Below are 24,858 nucleotides of genomic sequence, written 5' to 3' on the forward strand. Positions count from 1 at the left end.
GGGCTGATCACCCCAGTGGGGACTCATCACGGCTCCAGGAAGCTCGCGTACGCGTCGAGCACCCGCAGCACCTCCGCCTCACCCGCCGGGGGCAGTTGGACGACCGTCTCCTCGATGCCCAGCTCCGCGTAGTGGGCGAGCTTGCCGGGGGTGGGATGGACGGCGTACGGGACCACCTGGAGGGCGGCCGGGTCGCGGCCGGCGTCCGCCCAGACGGACCGCAGCACGGGCAGCGACTCGCTGAGCCCGCGGCCGCCGATCGGCAGCCAGCCGTCGGCGTACTCGGCGATGTGCGCGAACAGCTTGGGCCCCGCCGCCCCGCCGACGAGCGTGCGCGGGCCGACGACCGGCCCGCGCGGCTTCTGCGCCGGCTTGGGGAACGCGAAGCTCGGCCGCACGCCGCCGAACTCGCCCTCGTACCCCACCGGTTCCTCCGACCACAGCGCCCGCATCAGGCCCATCCGGTCCCGGACCAGCTCCCGGCGGCCGCGCCACTCGACACCGTGGTCGGCGGCCTCCTCGACGTTCCAGCCGAAGCCGAGGCCGAGGGTGAAACGGCCGCCGGAGAGGTGGTCGAGGGTGGCGATCTGCTTGGCCAGGCCGATCGGGTCGTGCTGGGCGACCAGCGTGATTCCCGTACCGAGGCCCAGCCGCTCGGTGACGGCCGCGGCCTGGCCCAGGGCGACGAAGGGGTCGAGGGTGCGGCCGTACTCGCGTGGGAGGTCGCCGCCGGCGGGGTAGGGGGTGGTCCGCTCTACGGGGATGTGGGTGTGCTCGGGCAGGTACAGCCCGGAGAAGCCGCGCTGCTCGAGTTCTTGGGCGAGACGGGTGGGGGTGACTGTCTCGTCTGTGAGGAAGATTGTCACGGCGATGCGCATGTTTCTTCTGTACCGGGTGCTGTCCCATATGTCGATACCGACTGGTCGGGACTTTAGGCGCCTGTTGTGGGGGCTGGTTGGTCTTTCGTCGGCGGGTGCGGGTGCTGAGTGGCTTGTCGTGCAGTTCCCCGCGCCCCTTAGGTTGGCTTACGTTGAGGGTGTGACGACGTTGCGCGGCACTTTGCCCCCCGGCTCACCGGATTACGTCTACCTGCCCTTTGAAGTGCCCCCTGGGATACGCGAGTTGCGCGTCTCCTACACCTACGACAAGCCAGCCGTCCCACCCGGTACCCCCGGCAACGCCCTCGACATCGGGCTCTTCGATGTGCGCGGTGTCGAGCTGGGTGGGCGGGGGTTTCGGGGGTGGTCGGGTGGGGCTCGTACGGAGTTCTTCGTGCGGGCGGACGAGGCGACGCCGGGGTATCTACCCGGGCCGCTGCATCCCGGGACCTGGTACATCGTGCTCGGGCCGTACACGGTGGCGCCGCAGGGGCTGTCGTACGAGGTGACGGTCACCCTCACGGAAGGGGAGCCCGGGGAGGCGCCCCGGCCGGTCCATCCGCCGTCCCGTGCCCGGGGGCGGGGGCGGGCCTGGTATCGCGGTGACTGTCATCTGCACTCCTGGCACTCCGACGGGCGCCGCACCCCGGCCGAGATCGGGGCGCTGGCGCGGGCGGCGGGGCTGGACTTCATCAACAGTTCCGAGCACAACACGTCGTCCTCCCATGCCCATTGGGCCGACGTGGCGGGCGACGACCTGCTGGTCCTGCTGGGCGAGGAGGTCACCACGCGGAACGGGCACGTGCTGGCCCTCGGGACCGAGCCGGGCACGTTCGTGGACTGGCGGTACCGGGCCCGGGACGGGCGCTTCGGGCACTTCGCGCGGCAGGTCCGGGAGGCGGGCGGGCTCGTCGTACCGGCCCATCCGCACGCCACGTGTGTCGGGTGCGGCTGGCGGTTCGGGTTCGGGGAGGCGGACGCGGTCGAGGTGTGGAACGGGCCGTACACGCCCGACGACGAGGTGACCCTGGCCGCCTGGGACGCCCAGCTCGTCACATGCGTACGGGAGGGACGGGAAGGACGGGAAGGACGGAAGTGGCTGCCGGCCATGGGCAACAGTGACGCCCACCGTGACCCGGACGCGGTCGGCATGCCGCAGACGGTCGTCCTCGCCGAGGACCTCACGCGGGCGGCGATCCAGCAGGGCCTGTGCGCGGGGCGTTCGTACGTGGCCGAGTCGCGGCACGTGACGCTCGCCTTCACCGCTGCGGGTGACGGCCGGGAGGCGGGCATCGGCGAGCGGCTGGACGTGCCGGACGACACCCCGGTGACCGTCCGCCTGGAGGTCTCCGGCGCCCCGCGCTGCTCCGTTCGCTTCGTCACCGACCAGGGCACGCTGTTCACCAGTGAGCCGCTGCCGGTGTCCGGGGAGGGCGTGGTCGAGTGGCGTACGACACCGGCGTACGCGGCCTACGTCCGGGCGGAGTTGCGCCACGAGACGGCGCTCGGTCCGCTGCCGGGGGCGATGGCCGCCTTCACCAACCCCGTCTTTCTCGGGGCTACTTGATCTGGGCGGCGGCCCACTCGGCCCACTCCTGGCGCATCGCGTTGAAGCGCAGGCCGTACTCCAGGGCGATGCGGCCGTAGACCGAGAGGTTGTCGTCGTCCCAGTCGATTGCCTCGTCGAGCTGTTTCAGCTGCTCGTGCTCGCGCGCGGACATCTCGACCAGCTCGGTCAGATAGGTGCGGGCCTGCTCGGGGCGCAGCACGCCCAGGAAGAAGACGCGCAGGAGCAGGTCGCTGCGGGTGTTGCGCTGGGGCCTGGTCTCGGTCAGCCAGTGGCGCAGCTCGGCCAGGCCCTCGTCGGCCAGGGCGTACTCCTTGCGGCCGCGCGGCCCCTCGGCGGCCACCGTGATCAGTCCGGAGCCCGCCAGCTTGGTCAGCTCGGTGTAGATCTGGCTCTGCGTGGCCGGCCAGACGTTGGCCAGCGAGGTCTCGAACCGCTTCAGCAGGTCGTACCCGCTGGCGGGGCGCTCCGAGAGCAGGCCGAGCAGTGCGTGTTTGAGGCTCATGACCCCCAGCTTACCTTCCACTCTTGACATGTCACGACCCGACCTTCTACTTTTGACATGTCAGACCAGGAAGCAAGGCCGCAACACCGCAAGACCGCACCAGACCAAGACCACATCCCAGACCAGACCAGACCACATCGAAAAACGGGGAAACCAATGTCGTACCTGCGCACGTTCCTGCCGTGGATCGTCTTCGCCGTCTTTCCCTCCGGGGACTGGCAGTGGGGCGCACTGGCCGCACTGTTGGTCGCCGTCGCGATCATCGCCAAGGAGAAGCAGTCCGGCACCGGATTTGACGCACTCATCATCGAATCCGGCTCGGCGGTCTTCTTCGCCGTCCTCGCGGCCGTCGCCTTCGCCGACCCGCACTCGGGCGTGCACGACTACTCCGCGTCGCTCTCGTCCGGCACCCTCGCCCTCATCGCCGGCGTCTCGCTGGCCATCGGGCGGCCGTTCACCCTGGGCATCGCCAAGCGCACCACCCCGCCCGAGGTCTGGGGTCTGAAGCCGTTCATCCGGACCAACGTCGTCATCACCGCCGTCTGGACCGCCGCCTTCGCTGCCACCGCCGTCGCCCTCGCCCTGGTGGCCCACGCCGGTCATGCCCACTCCACCGCGGCCACGGTGCTGCAGATCGCCGGCTTCGCCGTCCCGATGGTCTTCACCGTCCGCTACGTCGCCCACGTCCAGGCCAAGGCCGCGCAGGTGGCCCGGTGAACCCGAAGCACCTCAGCGGCAACTACGCCCCGGTCACCGAGGAACTCACCGCGCACGACCTGCCGGTGACCGGCACGATCCCGCCCGAGCTGGCCGGCTGGTACCTGCGCAACGGCCCGAACCCGGCCGACGCCGCCTCCGGGCACTGGTTCTTCGGCGACGGCATGGTGCACGGCGTCCGCCTCGACGGCGGGCGGGCCGTCTCCTACCGCAACCGGTGGGTGCGCACGACCCGGTTCACCGACCGGGCCCGGATGTACGACGACCAGGGCCGGCGGGACCTCACCTCCGGCCCGGCCAACACCCACGTGATCCGGCACGCCGGCCGCACCCTCGCCCTGGTCGAGACGGCCCTGCCCTACGAGCTGACCTGCGACCTCGACACCAAGGGTCCGTACGACTTCGACGGTCGGCTGGGGACCGCGATGACGGCCCACCCGAAGACCTGCCCGGTCACCGGCGAACTGCACTTCTTCGGCTACGGCATGGTGGAGTCCACCCACCTCACCTACCACCGGGCCGACGCCGCGGGCGAGTTGGTGATCAGCAGGCCCGTCGAGGTGCCGGGCCCGACGATGCTGCACGACTTCGCGCTCACCGCCGAGCACGTCGTCTTCATGGACCTGCCCGTCGTCTTCGACGTCGAACTCGCCCTGACCGGCGGGACGATGCCCTACCGGTGGGACGACGGATACGGCGCCCGGCTCGGCGTCCTGCGCCGCGACGACCCGTACGGCGAGGTCCGCTGGTTCACCGTGGACCCCTGCTACGTCTTCCACTCGCTCAACGCCTACGACGCGCCGGACGGCACCATCGTCCTGCACGTCATGCGCTACCCGGAGATGTACCGCCGCACCGCCGACGGCAGCACCGCGCCGCAGCGGGCGGTGCTGTGGAAGTGGACCGTCGACCCGGTCCGCGGGACGGTGCACGAGGAGCAGGTCGACGACCGTCCGGGCGAGTTCCCGCGCGTCGACGACCGGCTCACAGGCCTCGACTCCCCCTACGGGCACGTGACCTGCGGCAGCTCACTGGTCCGCTACGACCTGACGACCGGCTCGGCCACCACGCACGACTTCGGCCCCGGCCGCACCCCTGGCGAGGCCGCGTTCGCCCCGGCCGACGACAGGCCCGGCGGCCCCGGCTGGCTCATGACATACGTCCACGACGCCGGCACCGACCGCAGCGACCTGGTCGTCCTGGACGCCGGCGACCTTGCCGCCGACCCGGTCGCAACGGTTCACCTGCCGGCCCGGGTGCCGTTCGGCTTCCACGGCAACTGGCTGGGCGACCGGACCTAGGGGGTACCGGGGGCGCCGGGGGTGTCCTTGCTCCGGGCGCGGGCGTCCCGGCGCAGGCCCAGGATCTCGGCGACCGTGTCCAGCCAGCGGGCGGTGCGTGCCTCGCCCTCGGGCGTGCCGGCGAGCTGCGCGGCGGTCTCCAGCCAGTCGCGCAGCAGCTCGGACGCCTCCCGGGAGGGCAGCGGCTCGGGCAGCTCGGCGGCGTAGCGCAGCCCGCCCGCACGGACGATCTTCGCGACGTACGAGACCGAGCGCGGCACCACGCCGAGCCGGTCGAGGGTGACGGCGGCCGCGACGGCGCCGTCACCGAAGAGCGCGGTACGGAAGGCGTCCTGGGTGAGGCCGTAGCGGAGCAGGACGGGCACGTCGGTGGTGGCGAGGACCTCGTCGTCGGTGCGGGGTGCGGAGGGCATGAGGAACGCTTCCGGTTCTCGGGTGGGGTGGGTCAGCGGACCGTGATCGTGTAGACGAAGAACGCCGGCCTGTCGTCCGGGGTGCTCGTCGCGGTCGGGTACGGGCTCGTCGATGCCGTGCCGGAGGCGGTCGCGCTCGGGATCGGAGCCGCCGACTGGGCGCCGCTGTGACAGCTGCCCATGGGGCAGTGCAGGAGTTTCACGGTGGCCTTGCCGGGCTTGCGTGCCGTGAAGTCGAAGAACTGGGTGCCGTCGCCGCCGCCGGTGTTGTCGCTGCCCTCCTCCTCTTCCCGCTTGCCCCGGTACTTCACCACGTTCGCGTCGGGCTGGGGCTCGGCCAGGTACCAGTTCTGCCCGAGCGCGGGATTCGCCGGCACCTTCAGGGTGAACTCGTCCCCCGCGTCCACCGTGATGGCACGCTTCTCGGTGCCGTACTCGTCGGCTCCCCCCGAAGAACCGCAGCCGGCCAGGAGGAGGACTCCGGCCGCGGCGGCCAGCGGGGTCAGTATGGTGCGCATGTTCACGGTTGCTCAGCTCTGCTGGATGTAGACGGTGTCGACGTTGCCCTTGTGCGCGGGCGAATAGCGGTCGTCCGCGGCCGCGCTGAGGTCTCCCTTGATGAAGTCATCCTCGCTGACCCAGGTGGTGACGCCCCAGGGGTTGTAGATCTGGAGCCTGTCCCCCTCCTGGCCGATGATCATCATGCTGTGGCCGTGCCGGTCGCCGTGCTCGTCGTACCGCTCGATGTTGATGGGCACGGGCTTGCCCTCGGCGACGGACTTCTCGATGTCGGGCAGCACGTTGCGCCGGTCGTCCTCACCGCCCATGGGCTGGGTCTCGTAGTGGTCGCCGGTGTGCGGGCTCAGCTCCTTGTTGGAGATCTCCTCCTGCCCGTCCTTGTCCATGCCGTCCGGATGCTCGTCCCACCACCAGCCGGCGTTGTCGCCGTCGCCCTCCTCGTGCATGCGGAGCTGTTCGTCGGTCAGGCGCTTGCGGAAGTGCTCCGGGTCGTCGTCCGTGCCGTCGGGGCCGCCGGTCAGTTCCAGGGCGTACACGGGGTCCACGATGGCGCGCGCGGTGACCGTGGAGGAGGGCACGCAGGTCTCGCCGTCCTGGTCCCACAGCTTGCCCTTGAAGTCCTGGTTCTCCTGGCTCGTGGCCGTCGAATCGACGTTCGTCGACACCGGCGCCAGGTGCTCCCGCAGCCACACCTCGTCCTTGCCGTGGATCTTGCCCCCGAACGTGGCGATCTCGTCGACGGAGTTGCCCGCGGCGAGGGCCTTCATCAGGTACGCCTTCTCCTGCGGCGTCGAGGCGTCGGCCAGGAGCTTCTCCATGCGTGCGCGGTCGGCCGGTGAGAGCTTCTCCATGGCGCGCCCCGACCGCTCCAGGTCGTTCGCCGTGAGGATCTCGTTCAGCTCGGGATCGCCGCCCACGTTGCTGGTGTCGGCCAGCATCAGCCGGTCGACCGCGGACAGCTCGTCGGTCTTCATCTTGCCGGCGCGGGCCTCGGCAGCCCACTTGTTCAGCTCGCGGGCGGCATGGCGCGCGGCGTCGTCGGCGGTGACGGCGGCCTGGTGGACCAGCTGGACGCCGGAGGAGGCCACGGAGCGGGCCTTCAACCGCGTCGACTCCTCGTCGTCGTCCTCGTGCCAGTCGTCGAAGAAGCCGTCCTTGCCGCCCAGCATGCCGCGCGCCTCACGCAGCTTGGCGCGGCCGTCGCCGTCGCCCTTCTGCGCGACCTTGAGCCAGTCGGCCAGGTTCAGCAGGGCGTTGCCGCCGCCCCGGAGCGCCTCGGACATCTGCACGGCGTCCCGCGAGGCGGCGGAGATCGCGTCGGCGGCAAGGACGCTGGTGTCGCCGACCCACACCTCCGGCAGGCCCTTGCGTGCCACCTTGTCGACCCGCTCGGAGACGGCGAGGGCGTTGTCGGCCTGGCCCCGGTACTGCTTGCCCAGTGTCTCCAGCGTGGCCGGGTCGCCCACCGGGGCGGACACGGCGAGCGCGGAGTCGATCGCGTCGATCAGGTCGTTCTTGCTGCCGGCCGAGGCGATGTCGTCGCTCAGCTCGGCCAGCCGCTTGCGGCGGTCGGTGGTGGACTCCGTCATCGGGCGCTCCTCAGTAATCCGAGAGAGCCGAGGGGCGCTCGGCGTACGCGGGCATCGTGCTGACGGTGGCGTCGCCGACACGGACATGGGCGGCCTGCGTCGAGACGAGTTGGTCGCTGCCGCCGTAGGAGCCCTTGGCCGCACGGACCTTGTCCGCGAGTTCGTGCAGCGCGTCCGTGAGCGTCTTGGACTCCGCCTCCCAGGCCGCGGCGTACGCGTCGAACGCCGGCCCGGAGTCGGAACCCCCCAGCGTGTCCTGCGGGTAGCAGGCCAAGGGGCCGATCACCTTGGCGATCTTGCCGGCGTCGTTGCCCGCGCCGTCCAGTTCGTTTGCCTGGCCGGTCATGCCGGCCTTGACCTGATAGCCGTCCGAAGACGCGCCCATCACTGCCCCCCGTTGCCATCGATCGCGATCGCGAGGGAGGCTAACACGCGCCAGCCGTAAGCCTGTCCACGCACCACACGCCCTCCACAGGGCTGCCGCAGCACCCACGCGAGGCATCCCGAGGCATACGGCCGGATACCGTTTTCGGGGAAGAGCAGGAGAGCCCGACAGATGTCCCGCAAGGCCGCCGACCTCAAGCACCGGATCGTCACCCGCTTCCAGCGCCACGTGGCCAACCCGATCAACCGGCGCCTGCCGTTCCAGACCGTCCTGGAGACCACCGGCCGCACCTCCGGCCTGCCCCGGCCCACGCCGGTGGGCGGACGCCGGGTCGGCGACTCCTTCTGGATCGTCTCGGAGTTCGGGTTCAGGTCGCAGTACGTGCGCAACATCCAGGCCGACCCGAAGGTCCGCGTCCGCATCGGCGGCCGCTGGTACCACGGCACCGCCCACCTCCTGCCGGAGGACGACGCCGTGGCCCGCCTGCGCGCCCTGCCCCGCTTCAACAGCGCGGCCGTACGGGCGTTCGGCACCGACCTGCTGACGGTGCGGGTGGATCTCACGGACTGAGCGCGCTCACCCCGGCCACACGATCGCCTGCACCTCGCTGTAGGCGTGCAGGGCGTAGGAGCCCACGTCCCGGCCGACCCCGCTCTTCTTGAAGCCGCCGAAGGGGGCCTCCATGTTGCGGCCGACCGTGTTGATGCCGACGCCGCCGGCCCGCAGCTGCCGGGCCACGCGGAAGGCGCGGGCCACGTCGCCCGACCAGACGTAGTCGATCAGGCCGTAGTCGGAGTCGTTGGCGAGGGCCACGCCCTCGTCCTCGTCGCCGAAGGGGACGACCGACACCACGGGCCCGAAGATCTCCTCCCGTGCCACCCGCATGTCGTTCGCGCAGTCGGCCAGCAGAGCCGGGGCGACATAGAAACCCCGCTCCAGAGAGGGGCGTTCACCGCCGACCACCACCGTCGCGCCCTCCTTGCGGCCCAGCTCGACATACGACTCCACCCGCGCCCGGTGCTCGGCGGAGATCAGCGGCCCCACGACCGTGTCGGCCTCCCTCGGGTCACCGATCTTCAACCGGCGGGCGTAGGCGGCCAGTTGGTCCACCAGTCGCTCGTACACCCCCCGCTGGGCCAGCACCCGGGTCGGCGCCGTACAGATCTGCCCGCTGTAGAAGGAGAACGTCGTCCCGATCCCGGCCACCGCCGACGTGAGGTCGGCGTCGTCGAAGACGAGGGCCGCGCCCTTTCCGCCCAGCTCCATCAGCTGGCGCCGCATGTCCCGCCCGCACACCTCGGCGATGCGCTGCCCGACGGCCGTGGAGCCGGTGAAGCTCACCATGTCGACGTCGGGCGACGCGACCGCGGCCGCACCGACGTCCGTGGCCCGCCCGGAGACCACGTTCACCACACCCGCCGGTGCGCCCGCCTCCTCAAGCGCCTCGGCCATCCGGTAGACGGACAGCGGGTCCTGCGGAGCCGGCTTCACGACCACCGTGTTGCCCATCGCCAGAGCCGGGGCGACCTTGCCCGCCGGGTTGGCCCACGGGTTGTTGTACGAGGTGATGCAGGTGACCACGCCGACGGGCTGCCGTACCGCCAGCGCCCCCATCACCCCCGCTCGCCCCATCGGCCCGGCCTCGTTGATCTGCGGGGCGATCGCCCACTCGGCCGGCTCCACGGTGGCGTACCGGCGGAAGCGGGCGGCGGCCACCCCGACCTGCATCGCCCGGGCCGTCCCGGTCGTCGCCCCGGTCTCGGCCCGCGCCAGCTCGGCGTACGGGCCGAGCCGGCCGCGGATGATCTCCGCGGCCCGCCCGAGCACCGCGGCCCGCTCCGCCGGGCCGGTCCGCGACCAGGCCCCGAACGCCTCCCGGGCCGCGGCACAGGCCGCCCGCACCTGCTCCACCGAGGCCTCCGGCGCCTGCCCGACGGTCTCCTCGGTGGCCGGATCGATCACCGGGTAGTACCCGGCGTCCGGCTCCACCCACTGTCCGCCGACGAACAGCCGCTGCCCCTCGCTCACCTGGTGCTCACCGTCCCGGTGTCCCGCCCGGACCGCAGCACCCGGCCCGGCACGGCACCGCTCACCACGTCGTCCCGGATCGCCTCGACCCCGTTGACCCACACGGCCCGTATCCCGAGCGCCCGGGAGTCCAGCCGCGGGCTGTCACCCGGCAGGTCGTGCACCAGGGTGGCCTGACCTGCGTCGATCCGCTCCGGGTCGAACAGCACCAGGTCCGCATGCCAGCCCTCCCGCACCCGGCCCCGCTGCCGCAGCCCGAAGAGCCGCGCCGGGTCGTCGGTCAGCATCTTCACCGCCTGCTCCAGACCGACCAGCTTCCGGCCGCGCAGACAGTCACCGAGGAACCGGGTGGTGTACGGCGCCCCGCACATCCGGTCCAGGTGCGCACCCGCGTCCGAGCCGCCGAGCAGCACGTCCTCGTGCTGCCAGGTCTCGGCGCGCAGGGCCCAGGAGGCGGGGTCGTTGTCGCTGGGCATCGGCCACAGGACCGTACGGAGTTCGTCGTTGGCGCAGATCTCCACCAGGCAGGTGAAGGGGTCCTGTCCGCGCTCGGCGGCGATGTCCCGCACCACCCGCCCGGTCAGCCCGCGGTTGGCCTCGCTGTACGTGTCCCCGATGACATACCGGCCGAAGTTCGCCAGCCGCCGGAAGACACCCGCCTCCTTCGACTCGGCCCGCCGCAGCATCTCCTTCCTGACCTCGGGGTCCCGCAGCCTGGCGATCCGCTCCGGCACCGGCAGACCGAGGATCGGCCCCCACCCCGGGATGAGGTTCAGGGCGCAGAACGTGCCCAGGGACATGTTCATCGGCGTCAGGATCGGCATGGTGAGCGCCACGACCCGCCCGCCGGCCTTCCGTGCCCGCTCACTGGCACTGAGCTGCCGGGGCACCCGCTCCGGAACGGCCGCGTCGATGGTCAGGACGTTCCAGTTCAGGGGCCGTCCCGCCACCGCGCTCATCTCGACGAACAGATCGATCTCCGCATCGCTGAACTGGTTCAGACACCCGGCGACGATCGCCTCGATCTGCGTGCCCTCGTGCTCGCCGACGGCCCGCGCCAGCGCCAGCAGCTCCGCCGGCCGCGCATGCCGGGAGGCCACGGGCTGCCCGTCACCGTCCGAGTGCGTACTGGACTGGGTGGTGGACAGCCCCCAGGCCCCCGCGTCCATCGCCTCGTGGAACAGCCGCAGCATCTCCTCCAGCTGCTCCCCGCTCGGCTGCCCGCCGACCGCATCCGGCCCCATCACATACCGCCGGAGCGCGCAATGCCCCACCATGAAGCCGGCGTTGACCGCGATCCGACCCTCCAGGGCGTCCAGATACTCCCCGAAGCTGCTCCAGCTCCACGGCGCCCCGTCCTCCAGCGCCACCAGGGACATCCCCTCCACCTTGGACATCATCCGCCGGGTGTAGTCGGCGTCCTCGGGGCGATCGGGATGCAGCGGCGCCAGTGTGAACCCGCAGTTCCCCGCGGCCACGGTCGTCACCCCGTGGTTGAGCGAGGGCGTGGCGTACGGGTCCCAGAAGAGCTGGGCGTCGTAGTGGGTGTGGGGGTCCACGAAGCCGGGGGTGAGGACGAGGCCGTGCGCGTCCTCGGTGGTGCGGGCGTCCTCGGCGGCCTTGCCGACGACGGCTATCCGACCGCCCCGTATGCCGACGTCGGCGGTGAAGGCGGGGGCACCCGTGCCGTCGACGACGGTCACTGCCCTGATCAGGTGGTCCAACATGCCAGGAGTCCCCTTACACGGCCTGACGGAACCGCGAAGTCCGATGCACCGGATCCGTGTCGATCTTCGGAATCACGTGCTCCCCGATCAGCCGGATCGTCTGCAGCGTCTCCTCCTTCGGCACCCCCACCGGCAACCCGAAGCTCAGCTGATCCGCCCCCGCCTGCTCCCACCGCTTGCACTGCCGCAGCACCTCGTCCGGATCCCCGCAGATCAGCAGCTCCTCCTCGATGAGCAGCTCCACGAACTCCGGCGTGTACTGAGGCAGCGTCTCCGGCCACACCGGGAAGCCCTCGGGCCGCGGGAACGTGTCGTGGTACCGGAACACCAGCGAGGGCAGATAGTGCAGCCCCCCGTTCACCGCGATCTCGATCGCCTCGGCGTGCGTGGGCGCACAGATCGCCGTGGTCGTCACCATCACGTTGTCGTTGACGAAGTCCCCGACGGGCTCCGCGTTCACGACAGCCGTCTTGTACTGCTCCAGCACCCACTCCATGTCGGAGACCTTCTGGATGCTGAAGCCCAGCACGCCGAGCCCCTTCTTCGCGGCCATGGCGTACGAGGGCGGCGACCCGGCCGCGTACCACATCGCCGGATGCGACTTCCCGTACGGCTTGGGGAGCACCTTCCGCGGGGGCAGCTGCCAGTGCTTGCCCTGGAAGCCGACGTACTCGTCCTGGAGCCACATCTTCGGGAACTCGGCGATGGTCTCCTCCCAGATCTCCTTCGTGTAGTTCATGTCGGTGATGCCGGGCAGGAAGCCGAGGATCTCGTGGCTGCCGGCGCCCCGCCCGCTGCCGAACTCGAAGCGGCCCTCGCTGAGGTGGTCCAGCATGGCGACCTTCTCGGCCACCTTCACCGGATGGTTGACCTGGGCCAGCGGGTTGAAGATCCCGGATCCCAGGTGGATGCGTTCGGTCGCGTGGGCGAGGTAGCCGAGGAAGACGTCGTTGGCGGAGAGGTGCGAGTACTCCTCCAGGAAGTGGTGCTCGGAGGCCCAGGCGTACTTGAAGCCTGACTTGTCCGCCTGGATGACGTACTCGGTCTCCTCCATCAGTGCCTTGTGCTCGGCCAGCGGGTCGGTCTCGGCGCGCTTGCCCACGTATCCCTGTACAAAGAGCCCGAATTCCACGGCGGTTCACCTTCCCCGGTTCAGGTTCGTACGAGTGCTACGAACTTTCTGACGCTGCGTCAGATTCGTCAATAGGTGACGAGCTGTCAGATCGACTTGTCAGATCACGCTGACCCCCGCCAGCCAGCCCCCGTCGATCACGAACGGCTGCCCGGTGATGTAGGACGAGTCGTCCGAGGTGAGGAAGAGAGCCAGCCGGGCCACCTCCTCCGGCTGCCCGACCCGGCCGAGCGGCACGAGCCTGCGGTACAGCTCGTCCAGGGCCCGGCTCATCTCCTCCGGGTCCGCGTCCGGGTCGAGGCGGGCCGGGTTCGACATCGCCGTGTCGATGGCACCCGGGCAGATGGCGTTGACCCGGATCCGCCGGCCCGCCAGCTCCAGCGCGGCCACCCGGGTCAGCCCGAGCACCGCGTGCTTGGTGGCCGCGTACGTCCCCACGGCCGCCATCCCGGTGAGCGCGGTGTAGGAGGCGGTGTTGACGATGGTCCCGCCGTCCGTGATCTCCGGCGCGACGGCCTTCATACCCAGGAAGCAGCCGACCTGGTTGACCTGCACGACCTGCATGAACTCGTCCAGCGGGGTGTCCACCAGCGCGTTGAAGCGCAGGATGCCCGCGTTGTTGACCAGCCCGTCGATGCGCCCGTACGCCTGCTTGACCGCGGCGACGGCCTCCCGCCAGCCCTCCTCCGTGCCCACGTCGAGATGGACGTAGAGGGCCCCTATCTCCTTGGCCAGGGCCTCCCCCTGGTCGTCCAGCACATCGGCGACGACCACCCGCGCACCCTCTGCCCGAAAGAGCCGCGCCTCCTGTTCGCCCTGTCCGCGTGCCGCCCCGGTGACGATGACGACCCGCCCGTCCAGCTTGCCCATGTCTGCTCCGTCCGCTTCTCAGTCCAGCCGGGGCGCGACCTCCGCCCCGAACACGCCGATCTGGTCGATGAGTTCGCTGCGGCTCCGGCTGCGGAACCGCACCTGGATCTGGTGCACGCCCAGCGCGCGGTACGCCCGCAGCGACTCGGCGATCTCCTCAGGCGCCCCGGCGAGGGTGCGCCGCCCGACGTGCCAGTCGGCCCGGCCGATGTACAGCGGCTCGGTGATGGCGCCGATGGTGCAGGGCGCCTCGACGCCCGCCTGCTCCCGCAGTGCCTTGAGGCGGCCGATCTGCGCGGGCAGCCGGTCACGCGGATCCCCCTGCGGCAGCCAGCCGTCACCCTTCAGCGCGGCCCGGCGGACGGCGGCGGGTGAGGAGCCGCCGACCCAGATCGGGACGTGCTCCTGCGCGGGCCGGGGCCGCTGGCCCAGGTCGGCGAAGTCGTACAGCTTGCCGTGGTGTTCGGGGAACTCCTCGGGCCCGAGAGCGGCCCGCAGCGCGTCGATCGCCTCGTCCAGCACGGCCCCGCGCCGCTCGAAGTCCACCTGGAGGACCTCGAACTCCTCGCGCACATGCCCGGCGCCCACGCCGAGGATCAGCCGACCGCCGGAGAGATGGTCGAGGGTCGCGTACTGCTTGGCGCTGAGCAAAGGGTGCCGCAGACCCACGACGGCCACATGGCTGAGCAGCCGAACGCGCTCGGTCACCGCGGCCAGATAAGCGAGGGTGGCGACCGGGTCGTACCAGACCGTGCTCATCGCCGGGGCCAGCCGGCGCGGGATGACCACGTGGTCGCAGCAGGCGAGGTAGTCGAACCCGGCCCGGTCCACGGCCCGCGCGATCTCGACGAGGTCGGCGGACCCGCCGGCGGCCTCCCAGCCCTCGGCGTAGAGGGTGCTCTGGGACTGGACGGGCAGCTGGATGCCGTACGACAGGGCTGTCACTGCCAGAGCCCTTCAGGGGTGAGCCCCAGCAACTCGATGGCGTTGCCGCGGACGATCCGCTCGACCACGTCCGCCGGCAGATGCCCCATCTGGGCCTCGCCGACCTCGCGGGACTTGGGCCAGGTGGAGTCGGAGTGCGGGTAGTCGGTCTCGTACAGGACGTTGCCGACGCCTATGGAGTCGAGGTTGCGCAGCCCGAAGGCGTCGTCGAAGAAACAGCCGTAGACGTGGTCGGCGAAGGACTCGGACGGGGGCCGGTGGACCTTGTCCGCGACCCCTCCCCACCCGCGGTTCTCCTCCCAGACCACGTCGGCGCGCTCCAGGATGTACGGGATCCAGCCGATCTGGCCCTCCGCGTACATCACCTTGAGGTTCGGGAAGCGCTCGAACTTGCCGCTCATCAGCCAGTCCACCATCGAGAAGCAGCAGTTGGCGAAGGTGATGGTGGAGCCGACGGCGGGCGGGGCGTCCTCGGAGGTGGAGGGCATCCGGCTGCTGGAGCCGATGTGCATCGCGACGACCGTGCCGGTCTCGTCGCAGGCGGCGAGGAACGGGTCCCAGTCGTCGCCGTGGACCGACGGCAGGCCCAGGTACGGGGGTATCTCGGAGAAGGCGACGGCCCGGACGCCACGGGCGGCGTTGCGCCGGACCTCCTCGGCGGCGAGGCGGGCGTCCCAGAGGGGGATGAGCGTGAGCGGGATGAGCCGCCCGTGCGCCTCGGGCCCGCACCACTCCTCCACCATCCAGTCGTTGTAGGCGCGCACGCAGAGCAGGGCGAGGTCGCGGTCCCGGGCCTCGGTGAAGGTCTGGCCGCAGAAGCGCGGGAAGGTCGGGAAGCACAGGGCGGACTGGACGTGGTTGACGTCCATGTCGGCGAGCCGCTGCGTGACGTCGTACGACCCGGGCCGCATCTGCTCGTAGGTGATGACTTCGAGCTTGATCTCGTCCCGGTCGTACCCGACGGCGGTGTCCAGCCGGGTCAGGGGCCGGTGAAGATCCTCGTAGACCCACCAGTCGCCGATGGGGCCGTCGTCGCCCGGCTCGCCCATGACGGGCTTGAACCGCCCGCCCAGGAAGGTCATTTCCTTCAGGGGGGCGCGGACCGTCCGTGGCCCGGTGTCCAGGTACTTCTTCGGGAGCCGTTCCTGCCAGACGTGCGGAGGCTCCACGGTGTGGTCGTCGACGGAGATGATCCGCGGAAAGTCACTCGGGAAGTTCTGAGCGTCCTGGGTGTTCATGGCGCTCACGGTAGCGCCGATCTGACGGTCCGTCAGCTAGGGAGTCCGGCCTACTGTGTGCGAAGACCATGTGAGGGCCTTGTGTGCTGAGGTGTATCGGTCTGTGATCGGCATCTCCCCCGGCTGACGCAACCGCCCGGAACAAGGCAAACTGACGGGGTTGTTCGTGATGCCTAGGGGGGCGAACGCATGGACGGTGGGCCGCGAGTACCTGAGCAGCGGCGTTCCGGCTCCGCGGCCAGTGCCATCGCGGAACCGGCGGCGTTGCGCTTCAGCGTGCTCGGTCCGGTGCGGGCCTGGCGCGGCGAGGAGACGCTGAACACCGGCTCCCCCCAGCAGCGCGCCCTGCTGGCCGCCCTGCTGCTGCGCGAGGGCCGTACGGCGACGGCGGCGGAGCTGATCGACGCACTCTGGGGCGGCGAGCCACCGTCCCAGGCGCTGGCGGCGCTGCGGACGTACGCGTCCCGGCTGCGCAAGATCCTGGACCCCGGGGTCCTGGCGAGCGAGTCCGGCGGCTACGCGGTGCGTTCACTGGGCGAGGGTGCGCTGGACCTGGCGGTGGCGCAGGACCTGGCGGCGGAGGCGGAGAAGGCGCGCAGTGCAGGGGATCTGTGCCACGCGCGGGAGGTACTGAACCGCGCCCTGGCCCTGTGGGACGGCGAGCCGCTGGCCGGCGTACCGGGCCCGTACGCCGACGCACAGCGCGTCCGCCTGGAGGAATGGCGCCTCCAACTCCTGGAGTCCCGCCTGGACATGGATCTGGAGCAGGGCTGCCACGCGGAGGCGGTCTCGGAACTGACGGCCCTGACGGCGGCACATCCGTTGCGTGAGCGCCTGCGCGAGTTGCTGATGCTGGCGCTCTACCGCAGCGGCCGCCAGGCGGAGGCGTTGGCCGTGTACGCGGACACGCGGCGCCTCCTCGCAGAGGAGCTGGGCGTGGACCCGCGGCCCGGCCTGCGCGAACTGCAACAGCGCATCCTCCAGGCGGACCCCGCCCTCGCGGAACCCTCCACTCCCGCCGCCGAACCCGCCGTGGTCCCGGTCCGCCCGGCCCAGCTCCCGGCCTCCGTCCCGGACTTCACGGGCCGCTCGGCCTTCGTGTCCGAGCTGAGCGCGGTACTGGCGTCGGCGTCGGAATCATCGGCAGAGGGCCGCGTGATGGCGGTCTCGGCGCTCGCCGGGATCGGAGGCGTGGGGAAGACCACGCTGGCCGTGCACGTCGCCCACCGTGCGCGCCCGGCGTTCCCGGACGGCCAGCTGTACGTGGACCTGCAGGGGGCTGGGCCGCGGCCGGCGGAACCGGAGACGGTGCTGGGGTCGTTTTTGAGGGCCCTGGGCACGGCGGACTCGGCGATCCCCGACTCCTTGGAGGAGCGCGCGGCCCTGTACCGCTCGGTCCTGGACGGCCGCCGGGTCCTGGTCCTGCTGGACAACGCGAAGGACGCGGCCCAGGTACGACCGCTCCTGCCCGGCACGGAGGGCTGCGCGGCACTCGTGACCTCCCGGGTCCGGATGCTCGACCTGGCGGGCGCCCACCTGGTGGACCTCGACGTCATGTCCCCCGACGAGGCGCTGGCCCTGTTCACGAAGATCGTGGGCGAGGAGCGCGTGGCGGCGGAGCGGGAGGCGGCGCTGGACGTGGTGGCGGCTTGCGGCTTCCTGCCCCTGGCGATCCGCATCGCGGCATCCCGCCTGGCGGCGCGGCGTACGTGGACGGTGTCGGTACTGGCGGCGAAGCTGGCGGACGAGCGCCGCCGACTCGACGAGCTGCAGGCCGGGGACCTGGCGGTCAAGGCCACCTTCGAACTGGGGTACGGGCAGCTGGAGCCGGCCCAGGCCCGCGCCTTCCGCCTGCTGGGCCTGGCCGACGGCCCGGACATGTCGCTGGCTGCGGCTGCGGCGGTCCTGGATCTGCCTGCGGAGGAGACGGAGGACTTGCTGGAGTCCCTCGTCGACACGTCGCTGCTGGAGTCTGCGGCACCTGGCCGGTACCGCTTCCATGACCTGGTACGGCTCTACGCGCGCGCTTGCGCGGAGAGGGACGAGCAGCAGCCGCAGGAGCGGGAGGCTGCGATGTCGCGGTTGCTGGACTTCTATCTGGCCACGGCGGCAGGGGTCTACGCGATCGAGCGTCCGGGGGACCGGTTGGTGGACCACCTGGAGCCGACCGAGTATCCGGGGTTGGTGTTCGAGGAGCGGCACCGGGCTCAGGACTGGCTGTATTCCGAGGCGATCTGCCTGCTCGCGTGCGTACGTCAGTCCACCCGGCCCGATCAGCTGAGGCGGGCCGTGGACCTGTTGTGGGCAGCCATCGACCTCGCCGAATCGGGAGCCAACTCCAAGGAGTACGAGGCAACCGGAACCGCCGTCCGTGCCGCCGCACAGAGCTGCCGTGACGAGCGCGCGGAGGCCCGCGCCCTGGTCACCCTGGCCAATGGCCACCACATGTCCGGCCGCTTCGAACTGGCGGGCCAGGAGGCCGCCGAGGCCGTGCGGCAGGCGGAGGTGGCGGGCGATCCCCTCCCCCAGTGCTGGGCGTCCAACATGCTCGGGGTCATCGCGCTGTACCAGAGCCGGTACGACGCCGGCGAGAGCCATCTGACGCGAGCCATCGAGAGCTTCCGTTCCGCTGGAGACCGGCCTGGTGAGGCCAGCGCCCTGTGCAACCTCTCGCGGATACACCTGGCGACGGGCCGTACCGTGAGCGCGGTGTCCCTGGCCCAGCAGGGTACGGACATGTACGACGACATGGGCCACGCCTTCAAGGGCGCCAACGGCCGCTACGCGCTGGGGCTCGCGCTCACACAGAGCGGTCAGCTCGATCTGGCCACCGAGCGCCTGGAGGAGGCCCGCGCCGTGTTCCGCGACATCCGGCAGCGGCTGTGGGAGGGCATGACCCTCTTCCGTCTCGCGGAGGTCGACCTCGCCGCCCGGCGTCTCGCACAGGCCGCCACCAATGCGGAGTCGGCGCTCACCCTCCTTCGCGGAATCGGCGGCGAGTGGCGGCGCGGAAACGTGCTCACGGCACTCGGCCGGGCGCTGAGCGGCATCGGGCAGAGCGGTCGTGCGCAGGTCTGCCTGCAGGAAGCTCTGAGCATCTTCGAGGCGCTGGGTGCACCGGAGGCCGATGAGGTGAGGGCTCTGCTCCGGGCAAGCGCAGTCGTCTGAGAGCAGGGTCCTGCACGTTCATCGTTCGTTTATCGCCGCACGGCACTCTCAGTCGTGTCGTTCCGTCGCGTCGGGGGGCAGACGGGACGTCATATGGGCGCACCTTAAGGTGTACCGGCCCATATGTGCCCGCTCGGCCGCGCTCGGGGGAGCAGCCGGGCGGGCCTTTCAGACCCATCGCACAGAGCATCAGGGGAGCAGTCATGAGCGACACCAAGAAGACGACGCAGCCGGAGACCTCGGCCCCCGAGGTGACCACGCTGAACACGCACGCCACCAGCGAGCCGCTGAAGCCGACCACTCTGGCGGTGGGCGAGGACACCGGCGTGGCGACTCCGGACAACACCCACGCCACCGACGAGAAGGCCTGATCAGCTTTCACCGAACGGGGAACGGCCGCGGCGGCGCGGAGGGGGAGCCGCCGCGGCCGAGGTGTGTCAGGAGCATGATCTCGGTGCTATCGCCGCCGCGAGTCCGCCTCACCATCGTCCGTGGCCGGCCGGGGTACCGGAAGAGCCCGCTCGGCCGAGTCCGTGACCTCGATACGGACCCGGTGGCCGTCCGTCCGGGCCACCCGTACACGGACCAAGGTCCCCTCCCCCACGTGCCGTACGACGTTGGTGACAAGTTCGGTGACACAGAGCTGGACATCGGCACAGGGCGCGTCCAGATAGCGGCGGACGGTGCGGCGCAGGCCCTGGAGTGCCTTCGGTACGGCGACGAACTCGACATAAGGACCCCGACGCTTCGGCTAACGTCCCCTCCTTCTACGGCACCGAGTTGCGCTGCCAGCGGGAGCTGGCGGGCCTCACTCTTGAGCAACTCGCCGAGGGAAGCTTCCGAGGCATCCCGTTCCTGAGCCAGATCGAGCGGGGTGAGCGGCGTATGCCCCTGGATCTGGTGCGGCACGTCGACAAGGTGCTGGGGACGGACGGGTTTTTCGAGCGACGTTGTGAAGATGCGCGCCGGGCACGACAGTCGGGGCATGCGGAGTACTTCGCGGATGTGGCGGAGATGGAGCAGCACGCGGAGACGATCGATGACTGGGCTCCGATGCTCGTACCAGGTCTGCTCCAGGTAGGCGACGCGCAGCGCCCTTGACGCGGGCCGTGGAAGCACGACAATCGCCGAGAAGCGGGCGGCCCCACAGCAACTAGGCAACACCGGGCCCTGAAGCACCGGCCCCACGGTCACTCCGCAGCGCCCTTCCGCAGCTCCCTCCTCCACAACTCCCCCCTCCGCAACTCCCCCTTCACCACCTTTCCGCTCGCATTCCTGGGCAGCTCCCTCACGAACTCCACCGTCCTCGGCACCTTGTAGTTGGCCATCTCGCGGCGGGACCAGGCGATCAGGTCGTCGGAGGTCAGCAAGGACCCCGGCCTGCGCACCACGTACGCCTTACCCACCTCGCCCAGCCGCGCGTCCGGTACGCCGATCACCGCCACGTCGGCCACGTCCGGGTGGAGGCCCAGGAGTTGCTCGATTTCCGCCGGGTACGCGTTGAAGCCGCCGACTATGAACATGTCCTTGAGGCGGTCTGTGATGCGGAGGTTGCCCGAGGGGTCGAGGACGCCGATGTCGCCCGTGCTCAGCCAGCCGTCCGGGGAGATCGTCTCCGCCGTCGCCGCCGGGTCCTCGTAGTAGCCCCGCATGACGTTGAAGCCCCGGACCTGGACCTCTCCGGGTGTGCCGGGCGGTAGCGGTGTGCCTCCCGCGTCGACCACGGTCACCTCCGTACCGGGGATCGGCCAGCCCGAGGTGGACGCGATCAGCGACGGGTCGTCGCCGCGGCGGCACATCGTGACTATGCCGCTCGCCTCCGAGAGGCCGTACGCCGTCAGGACGGTCCCCACGCCCAGTTCGCCTCTCAGGCGTTCCACCAGGCGCAGCGGCACCACCGCCGCCCCGGTCACCACGAGCCTCAGCGCCGACAAGTCATACGCATCCCGTGCCGGGTGGTCCAGGAGTGACTGGTGGAGGGTGGGCGGGCCCGGGAGGACCGACACCCGTTCCGCCGCGATGTTCGCCAGCGCCGTGTCCACGTTGAACACCGGCTGCGGGATCATCGTCGCCCCGCGCATCAGGCAGGCGATCACCCCGGCCTTGTAGCCGAAGGTGTGGAAGAAGGGGTTGATGATCAGGTAGCGGTCGGTGGTGCGCAGGCCGGCCAGGTCGGCCCAGATCTCGTACGCCCTCAGCGTCTGCTCGTGGGTGATCATCGCGCCCTTGGGGCGGCCCGTGGTCCCGGAGGTGAAGATGATGTCCGACAGGGAGCCGGCTTCCAGCTCATCACCGCGCGCACGCACTTCGGACTCGCTCACGCCCTCGCCCGCCGCCAGGAAGTCCTTCCAGGTGTGGAAGTCCTGGGGGGCGTCGTCCGCGAGGACCACCACCTGTTCCAGTGCCGGCAGCCCCGGCAACCCCTGCAACGGAGGATGGCCCACGCCATCGCCGCGCGTCCCCGCCGCCCGCCTCAGCGACGCCACGTACGACGTGCCCAGGAAGGTCCCTGTCACGAACAGCAGCCTCGCCCCGCTGCGGCGCAGTACGTCCGCCGCCTCCGTGCCCTTGAAGCGGGTGTTGAGCGGGACCAGGACCGCGCCCGCCGACACCGCGCCCAGTGCCGAGACGATCCAGTCGAGGGAGTTGGGGGCCCAGACCGCCACCCGGTCGCCGACCTTGACTCCGCTCGCCATGCAGGCCGCCGCCGCACGCTCCACGCGGGCGCCGAGTTGGGCGTACGTGATCCTCGTACGGCCCTCGACCACCGCCTCGGTGTCCGCGTACCGCTCGGCCGACCATCGCACCAGACCCGGGATGGTGCCCCAGTCACTCATAGCAGCCCCCTGCGCTCTAGCTGACTGACCGTCAGATTAGCTGTAACCTGACGGGCTGTCAGCAGAGGAAGGGGTGGGTGCACCATGGCAGCCATGGCAGGAACGGGGCTGAAGGACGCCACCGCCATCGTCGGGATCGGGCAGACCGCCTTCGCCAAACAGCTCCCGGAGGACGAGAAGACCCTCGCCTGCCGGGCCGTGCTCGCCGCCCTGGAGGACGCCGGGATCGCGCCCGGCGAGGTCGACGCCCTCGCCTCCTACACGATGGAGGAGACCGACGAGGTGGAGCTGGCCAAGGCGGTCGGGTTCGGGGACCTCACCTTCTTCAGCAAGGTGGGGTACGGGGGCGGCGGGTCCTGTGCGACCGTCGCTCACCTCGCCGCCGCCGTCGCCGCCGGGCAGGCCACCGTCGGGGTCGCCTGGCGGTCGCGGAAGCGGGGCAGCGGGCCCCGGCCCTGGACCAACACCGCCGTGCAGCTGCCCACACCCGCCCAGTGGACCCGGCCCTTCGGGCTGCTGCGGCCCGCCGATGAGATCGCCATGCTCGCGCGCCGTTACATGCACGAGTTCGGCGCCACCCGGGATCATCTCTTCAACGTCGCTCTCGCCTGCCGGAACCGGGCCAACCAGAACCCGGCGGCGGTGATGTACGAACGGCCGCTCACCCGCGAGATGTACATGACCTCCCGCTGGATCAGCGAGCCCCTGTGCCTCTTCGACAACTGCCTGGAGACGGACGGCGCGCTGGCCTGTGTCGTCGTCAGCAGGGAGCGGGCCCGGGATTGCCGGCAGAAGCCCGTGTACGTCCACTCCGCCGCCCAGGGGCTGCCCGCCCAGCACCACGGCATGGTCAACTACTGGAACGACGACCCGCTCACCGGCCCGGCCTGGACCGCCGCCCGGCATCTGTGGAAGCACGCCGACTTCACGCCGGAGGATGTCGACGTGGCGCAGATCTATGACGCGTTCACGGCCCTGATACCGCTCTCGCTGGAGGGGTACGGCTTCTGCGGACGGGGTGAGGGCGGCGCCTTCACCGAGCAGGGCGCGCTGGAGATCGGGGGGCGGCTGCCCGTCAACACCGGGGGCGGCGGACTCTCCGAGGCCTATGTGCACGGCTTCAACCTCATCAACGAAGGGGTGAAGCAGCTGCGTGGGACCAGCACCGCGCAGGTTCCCGGGGCCGCCACCTGTCTGGTCACCGCCGGCGAGGGTGTCCCCACCTCCGCCCTTCTGCTGAGGAGTTGAGTGAGGAGTGAGCCAGCCATGTTGAACCCCGTTACTGATATCGACGGCGCTCCGTTCTGGGAGTACGCCGCCCGTGGCGAGCTACGTGTCCAGGCCTGCGGTGAGTGCGGCGAGTTCCGGTTCCCGCCCCGGCCGTGCTGCCCGCACTGCCAGTCCTTCGCGAGCGAGTGGCGGGCGGTGTCGGGGCGCGGGCGCGTGTGGTCGTACGTCCTGCCGCATCCGCCGCTGCTGCCCGAGTACGCGGAACGGGCGCCGTACAACGTGGTCGTCGTGGAGCTGGAGGACGCGCCCCGGATACGGCTCGTGGGGAATCTGGTGAGCCGTGCCGGTGCTCCTCTCAACTCCCTTGATCCTCGGCGCATACGGATCGGCGGCCGGGTTCAGGTCGTCTTCTCCGACGGGTTTCCGCAGTGGGTGCCGGCGTGAACACCCTCCGGTTCTCCGCGGACAAGGACACCGGCGTCGCCGTCGTCACGCTGAACCGGCCCGAGCGGCTCAACGCCGTCGACGCGGACATGGTGGAGGAACTCGTCGGCGTGTGGGGCGAGTTGCGCTTCGACGACTCCGTGCGGGCCGTCGTCCTGACCGGGGCAGGGGAACGCGCCTTCTGTACGGGCATCGACCGGGACTTCGTCGTGCCGCAGCCCTCGTCGCCGTACATGCAGGACGATCCGCTGCTGCGGATCGGGCCGAAGGCGAACGACCTGTGGAAGCCGGTGGTGGCCGCGGTGCGGGGCATGGCCTGCGGTGGGGCCTTCTATCTGCTGGGCGAGAGCGAGTTCGTCGTCGCGGACACGACGGCAACCTTCTTCGATCCGCACACGACGTACGGGATGGTCAGCGCCTACGAGTCCATGCTGATGGCCGCGCGGATGCCGTACGGGGAGGTGGCCCGGATGATGCTCATGGGGGCCGCCGAGCGGATCTCCGCCCGGCGGGCCCATGAGGTCGGGCTCGTGTCCGAACTGACCGAGCCGGGCGGGGCGTTGGAGGCGGCCGTGCGCTGTGCCGCCGTCATCGCCGGGTGTCCGACGGAGGGCGTGCAGGGGACGGTACGGGCCCTGTGGGCGGCCAGGGAGGCGGGCCGCGCGCAGGCGTTCGCGCAGGCGCCGCATCTCATCGCGCTGGGCAATCTGCCGGCCGAGCGGCAGGGGGAGTTGTTCGCGGGGCGGCAGCGGGAGTACCGGGTGCGTTAGGGGCTGACCTGGGCCTCCGGATCCGCCTGGCAGTGGTCGACCTTCAGCCGGAGGCGCTCGCCGACCGTCACTTGGGTGGTCGCCCTGCCCTTCGCGGGCACCTTGACCATGTAGGAGGCGTTGTCGAGGATCTGGGTACCTTCGTCGTCGTAGAAGGTGACCCGGGCCTGGAACTCGGCCTCGCGGTTGTTCGGGTTCGTGATCTCGACCGTCGCATACGGCTTCTTCTCGGTCGCACAGCTGATCAGCTTCGCCGTCCCGTCCTCCAGCCGCTTGCCGCTGCCACCGGAAGGGGTGGACGTGGCCCGGTGGGTCGGGCGCCGGGTGTAGTAACCCCCGCTGGTGCTGCCACTCGTACTCGTGCCGCTGCTGCCGTAACTGTCGTCGTCCGAGTCGTCGTACGACCCGCCACCCGAGGTGGACGAGGACGAACTGTCGTGGTCCTGGTGGGAGCTGCTGCACCCGCCCCCGCCGCCTCCGCCGCTGTGGCGGCTGTGGTGCCGGCCGGTCGAGAAGCCGGTCAGGCTGAGGACCACGAAGGTCAGTACGGCCGTGAACTTGAGTGCGCGCCCCCGTGTTCTCATGCCATCACCCT

Annotated in this window: 24 protein-coding genes and 1 pseudogene; 10 read left to right on the forward strand and 15 right to left on the reverse strand. The window is 70.8% G+C overall.

What is annotated here, in order from left to right:
- Nucleotides 1-26: 26 nt before the first annotated feature.
- Nucleotides 27-878, reverse strand: a complete 852-nt coding sequence (locus tag ACFYZZ_RS17105) for an LLM class F420-dependent oxidoreductase (protein WP_389176298.1) — start codon at nt 876-878, stop codon at nt 27-29.
- Nucleotides 879-1,038: 160 nt separating this feature from the next.
- On the opposite strand from ACFYZZ_RS17105, the gene ACFYZZ_RS17110 reads away from it, so the two are divergent.
- Nucleotides 1,039-2,445, forward strand: coding sequence for a CehA/McbA family metallohydrolase (locus ACFYZZ_RS17110; protein ID WP_389176300.1), 1,407 nt, complete (start codon nt 1,039-1,041; stop codon nt 2,443-2,445).
- Here the strand turns inward: ACFYZZ_RS17110 and ACFYZZ_RS17115 are convergent.
- Nucleotides 2,438-2,950 (reverse strand): PadR family transcriptional regulator, encoded by a 513-nt coding sequence (locus ACFYZZ_RS17115; protein ID WP_389176301.1) that lies wholly within the window; start codon nt 2,948-2,950, stop codon nt 2,438-2,440. The two genes, ACFYZZ_RS17110 and ACFYZZ_RS17115, sit on opposite strands and share 8 nt — an antisense overlap.
- A gap of 156 nt (nt 2,951-3,106) precedes the next feature.
- On the opposite strand from ACFYZZ_RS17115, the gene ACFYZZ_RS17120 reads away from it, so the two are divergent.
- Together ACFYZZ_RS17120 and ACFYZZ_RS17125 are read left to right on the forward strand one after the other, a co-directional pair.
- Nucleotides 3,107-3,667 carry a hypothetical protein gene (locus ACFYZZ_RS17120; protein ID WP_389176303.1) on the forward strand — a complete coding sequence of 187 codons (561 nt, stop codon included), beginning with the start codon at nt 3,107-3,109 and terminating at the stop codon, nt 3,665-3,667.
- Nucleotides 3,664-4,968 carry a carotenoid oxygenase family protein gene (locus ACFYZZ_RS17125; protein WP_389176305.1) on the forward strand — a complete coding sequence of 435 codons (1,305 nt, stop codon included), beginning with the start codon at nt 3,664-3,666 and terminating at the stop codon, nt 4,966-4,968. Before ACFYZZ_RS17120 ends, ACFYZZ_RS17125 begins: the two co-directional genes overlap by 4 nt.
- On the opposite strand, the gene ACFYZZ_RS17130 is transcribed toward ACFYZZ_RS17125, so the two are convergent.
- The 4 genes from ACFYZZ_RS17130 to ACFYZZ_RS17145 are packed head-to-tail and all read right to left on the reverse strand — an operon-like array spanning nt 4,965 to nt 7,874.
- Nucleotides 4,965-5,381 (reverse strand): hypothetical protein, encoded by a 417-nt coding sequence (locus tag ACFYZZ_RS17130; RefSeq protein ID WP_389176307.1) that lies wholly within the window; start codon nt 5,379-5,381, stop codon nt 4,965-4,967. The genes ACFYZZ_RS17125 and ACFYZZ_RS17130 overlap by 4 nt on opposite strands.
- Before the next feature lie 32 nt (nt 5,382-5,413).
- Nucleotides 5,414-5,899 carry a protease inhibitor I42 family protein gene (locus ACFYZZ_RS17135; RefSeq protein ID WP_389176309.1) on the reverse strand — a complete coding sequence of 162 codons (486 nt, stop codon included), beginning with the start codon at nt 5,897-5,899 and terminating at the stop codon, nt 5,414-5,416.
- Between the two features lie 12 nt (nt 5,900-5,911).
- On the reverse strand, nt 5,912-7,489 hold the full coding sequence (locus ACFYZZ_RS17140) for a peptidoglycan-binding protein (RefSeq protein ID WP_389176311.1): 1,578 nt from the start codon (nt 7,487-7,489) through the stop codon (nt 5,912-5,914).
- A gap of 10 nt (nt 7,490-7,499) precedes the next feature.
- The gene (locus ACFYZZ_RS17145; protein ID WP_389176313.1) at nt 7,500-7,874 is read right to left on the reverse strand and encodes a hypothetical protein; all 375 of its coding nucleotides are present in this window, start codon (nt 7,872-7,874) and stop codon (nt 7,500-7,502) included.
- Nucleotides 7,875-8,045: 171 nt separating this feature from the next.
- Here ACFYZZ_RS17145 and ACFYZZ_RS17150 point away from each other — a divergent pair, with 171 nt between their 5' ends.
- Complete coding sequence (locus ACFYZZ_RS17150) at nt 8,046-8,444, forward strand: nitroreductase/quinone reductase family protein (RefSeq protein ID WP_389176315.1); 399 nt, start codon at nt 8,046-8,048, stop codon at nt 8,442-8,444.
- A 6-nt stretch (nt 8,445-8,450) separates the two neighbouring features.
- Here the strand turns inward: ACFYZZ_RS17150 and ACFYZZ_RS17155 are convergent, their stop codons facing one another.
- The 6 genes from ACFYZZ_RS17155 to ACFYZZ_RS17180 all read right to left on the reverse strand — a co-directional run bounded on the left by ACFYZZ_RS17155 (nt 8,451) and on the right by ACFYZZ_RS17180 (nt 15,814).
- Nucleotides 8,451-9,902 carry an aldehyde dehydrogenase family protein gene (locus tag ACFYZZ_RS17155; RefSeq protein WP_389176317.1) on the reverse strand — a complete coding sequence of 484 codons (1,452 nt, stop codon included), beginning with the start codon at nt 9,900-9,902 and terminating at the stop codon, nt 8,451-8,453.
- Nucleotides 9,899-11,629: an amidohydrolase family protein gene (locus tag ACFYZZ_RS17160; protein WP_389176319.1), complete on the reverse strand. Its 1,731-nt coding sequence runs from the start codon at nt 11,627-11,629 to the stop codon at nt 9,899-9,901. Before ACFYZZ_RS17160 ends, ACFYZZ_RS17155 begins: the two co-directional genes overlap by 4 nt.
- Before the next feature lie 13 nt (nt 11,630-11,642).
- A complete protein-coding gene (locus ACFYZZ_RS17165) occupies nt 11,643-12,761 on the reverse strand; it encodes an LLM class flavin-dependent oxidoreductase (RefSeq protein WP_389176321.1) in 1,119 nt (372 codons plus the stop codon).
- A 99-nt stretch (nt 12,762-12,860) separates the two neighbouring features.
- Complete coding sequence (locus ACFYZZ_RS17170) at nt 12,861-13,631, reverse strand: SDR family NAD(P)-dependent oxidoreductase (protein WP_389176323.1); 771 nt, start codon at nt 13,629-13,631, stop codon at nt 12,861-12,863.
- A gap of 18 nt (nt 13,632-13,649) precedes the next feature.
- The gene (locus ACFYZZ_RS17175; protein ID WP_389176880.1) at nt 13,650-14,567 is read right to left on the reverse strand and encodes an LLM class F420-dependent oxidoreductase; all 918 of its coding nucleotides are present in this window, start codon (nt 14,565-14,567) and stop codon (nt 13,650-13,652) included.
- A 5-nt stretch (nt 14,568-14,572) separates the two neighbouring features.
- Complete coding sequence (locus ACFYZZ_RS17180; RefSeq protein WP_389176325.1) at nt 14,573-15,814, reverse strand: amidohydrolase family protein; 1,242 nt, start codon at nt 15,812-15,814, stop codon at nt 14,573-14,575.
- A gap of 189 nt (nt 15,815-16,003) precedes the next feature.
- Between ACFYZZ_RS17180 and ACFYZZ_RS17185 the strand changes: the two genes are divergently transcribed.
- Together ACFYZZ_RS17185 and ACFYZZ_RS17190 are read left to right on the forward strand one after the other, a co-directional pair.
- Nucleotides 16,004-18,982, forward strand: coding sequence for a BTAD domain-containing putative transcriptional regulator (locus ACFYZZ_RS17185; RefSeq protein WP_389176327.1), 2,979 nt, complete (start codon nt 16,004-16,006; stop codon nt 18,980-18,982).
- 203 nt (nt 18,983-19,185) lie between these two features.
- On the forward strand, nt 19,186-19,353 hold the full coding sequence (locus ACFYZZ_RS17190; RefSeq protein ID WP_389176328.1) for a hypothetical protein: 168 nt from the start codon (nt 19,186-19,188) through the stop codon (nt 19,351-19,353).
- A gap of 86 nt (nt 19,354-19,439) precedes the next feature.
- Here the strand turns inward: ACFYZZ_RS17190 and ACFYZZ_RS17195 are convergent, their stop codons facing one another.
- Entirely contained in the window at nt 19,440-19,676 is a 237-nt protein-coding gene (locus tag ACFYZZ_RS17195) for an ATP-binding protein (protein WP_389176882.1), read from the reverse strand.
- A gap of 8 nt (nt 19,677-19,684) precedes the next feature.
- Here ACFYZZ_RS17195 and ACFYZZ_RS17200 point away from each other — a divergent pair.
- A pseudogene (locus ACFYZZ_RS17200) lies at nt 19,685-20,059 on the forward strand (helix-turn-helix domain-containing protein); the annotation flags it as partial.
- Nucleotides 20,060-20,172: 113 nt separating this feature from the next.
- Here the strand turns inward: ACFYZZ_RS17200 and ACFYZZ_RS17205 are convergent.
- Entirely contained in the window at nt 20,173-21,819 is a 1,647-nt protein-coding gene (locus ACFYZZ_RS17205) for a FadD3 family acyl-CoA ligase (protein WP_389176329.1), read from the reverse strand.
- Nucleotides 21,820-21,903: 84 nt separating this feature from the next.
- Between ACFYZZ_RS17205 and ACFYZZ_RS17210 the strand changes: the two genes are divergently transcribed.
- The 3 genes from ACFYZZ_RS17210 to ACFYZZ_RS17220 are packed head-to-tail and all read left to right on the forward strand — an operon-like array spanning nt 21,904 to nt 24,263.
- Nucleotides 21,904-23,067: a lipid-transfer protein gene (locus ACFYZZ_RS17210; RefSeq protein ID WP_389176331.1), complete on the forward strand. Its 1,164-nt coding sequence runs from the start codon at nt 21,904-21,906 to the stop codon at nt 23,065-23,067.
- A gap of 18 nt (nt 23,068-23,085) precedes the next feature.
- Nucleotides 23,086-23,493, forward strand: a complete 408-nt coding sequence (locus tag ACFYZZ_RS17215) for a Zn-ribbon domain-containing OB-fold protein (protein WP_389176333.1) — start codon at nt 23,086-23,088, stop codon at nt 23,491-23,493.
- The gene (locus ACFYZZ_RS17220) at nt 23,478-24,263 is read left to right on the forward strand and encodes an enoyl-CoA hydratase/isomerase family protein (protein ID WP_389176335.1); all 786 of its coding nucleotides are present in this window, start codon (nt 23,478-23,480) and stop codon (nt 24,261-24,263) included. The genes ACFYZZ_RS17215 and ACFYZZ_RS17220 overlap by 16 nt, the downstream gene beginning before the upstream one ends.
- Here the strand turns inward: ACFYZZ_RS17220 and ACFYZZ_RS17225 are convergent.
- Nucleotides 24,260-24,847: a hypothetical protein gene (locus tag ACFYZZ_RS17225; protein WP_389176337.1), complete on the reverse strand. Its 588-nt coding sequence runs from the start codon at nt 24,845-24,847 to the stop codon at nt 24,260-24,262. The two genes, ACFYZZ_RS17220 and ACFYZZ_RS17225, sit on opposite strands and share 4 nt — an antisense overlap.
- Nucleotides 24,848-24,858: the final 11 nt, after the last annotated feature.

The sequence above is a fragment of the Streptomyces sp. NPDC001816 genome, assembly GCF_042892235.1.
In the GTDB taxonomy this organism is placed as follows: Bacteria; Actinomycetota; Actinomycetes; order Streptomycetales; family Streptomycetaceae; genus Streptomyces.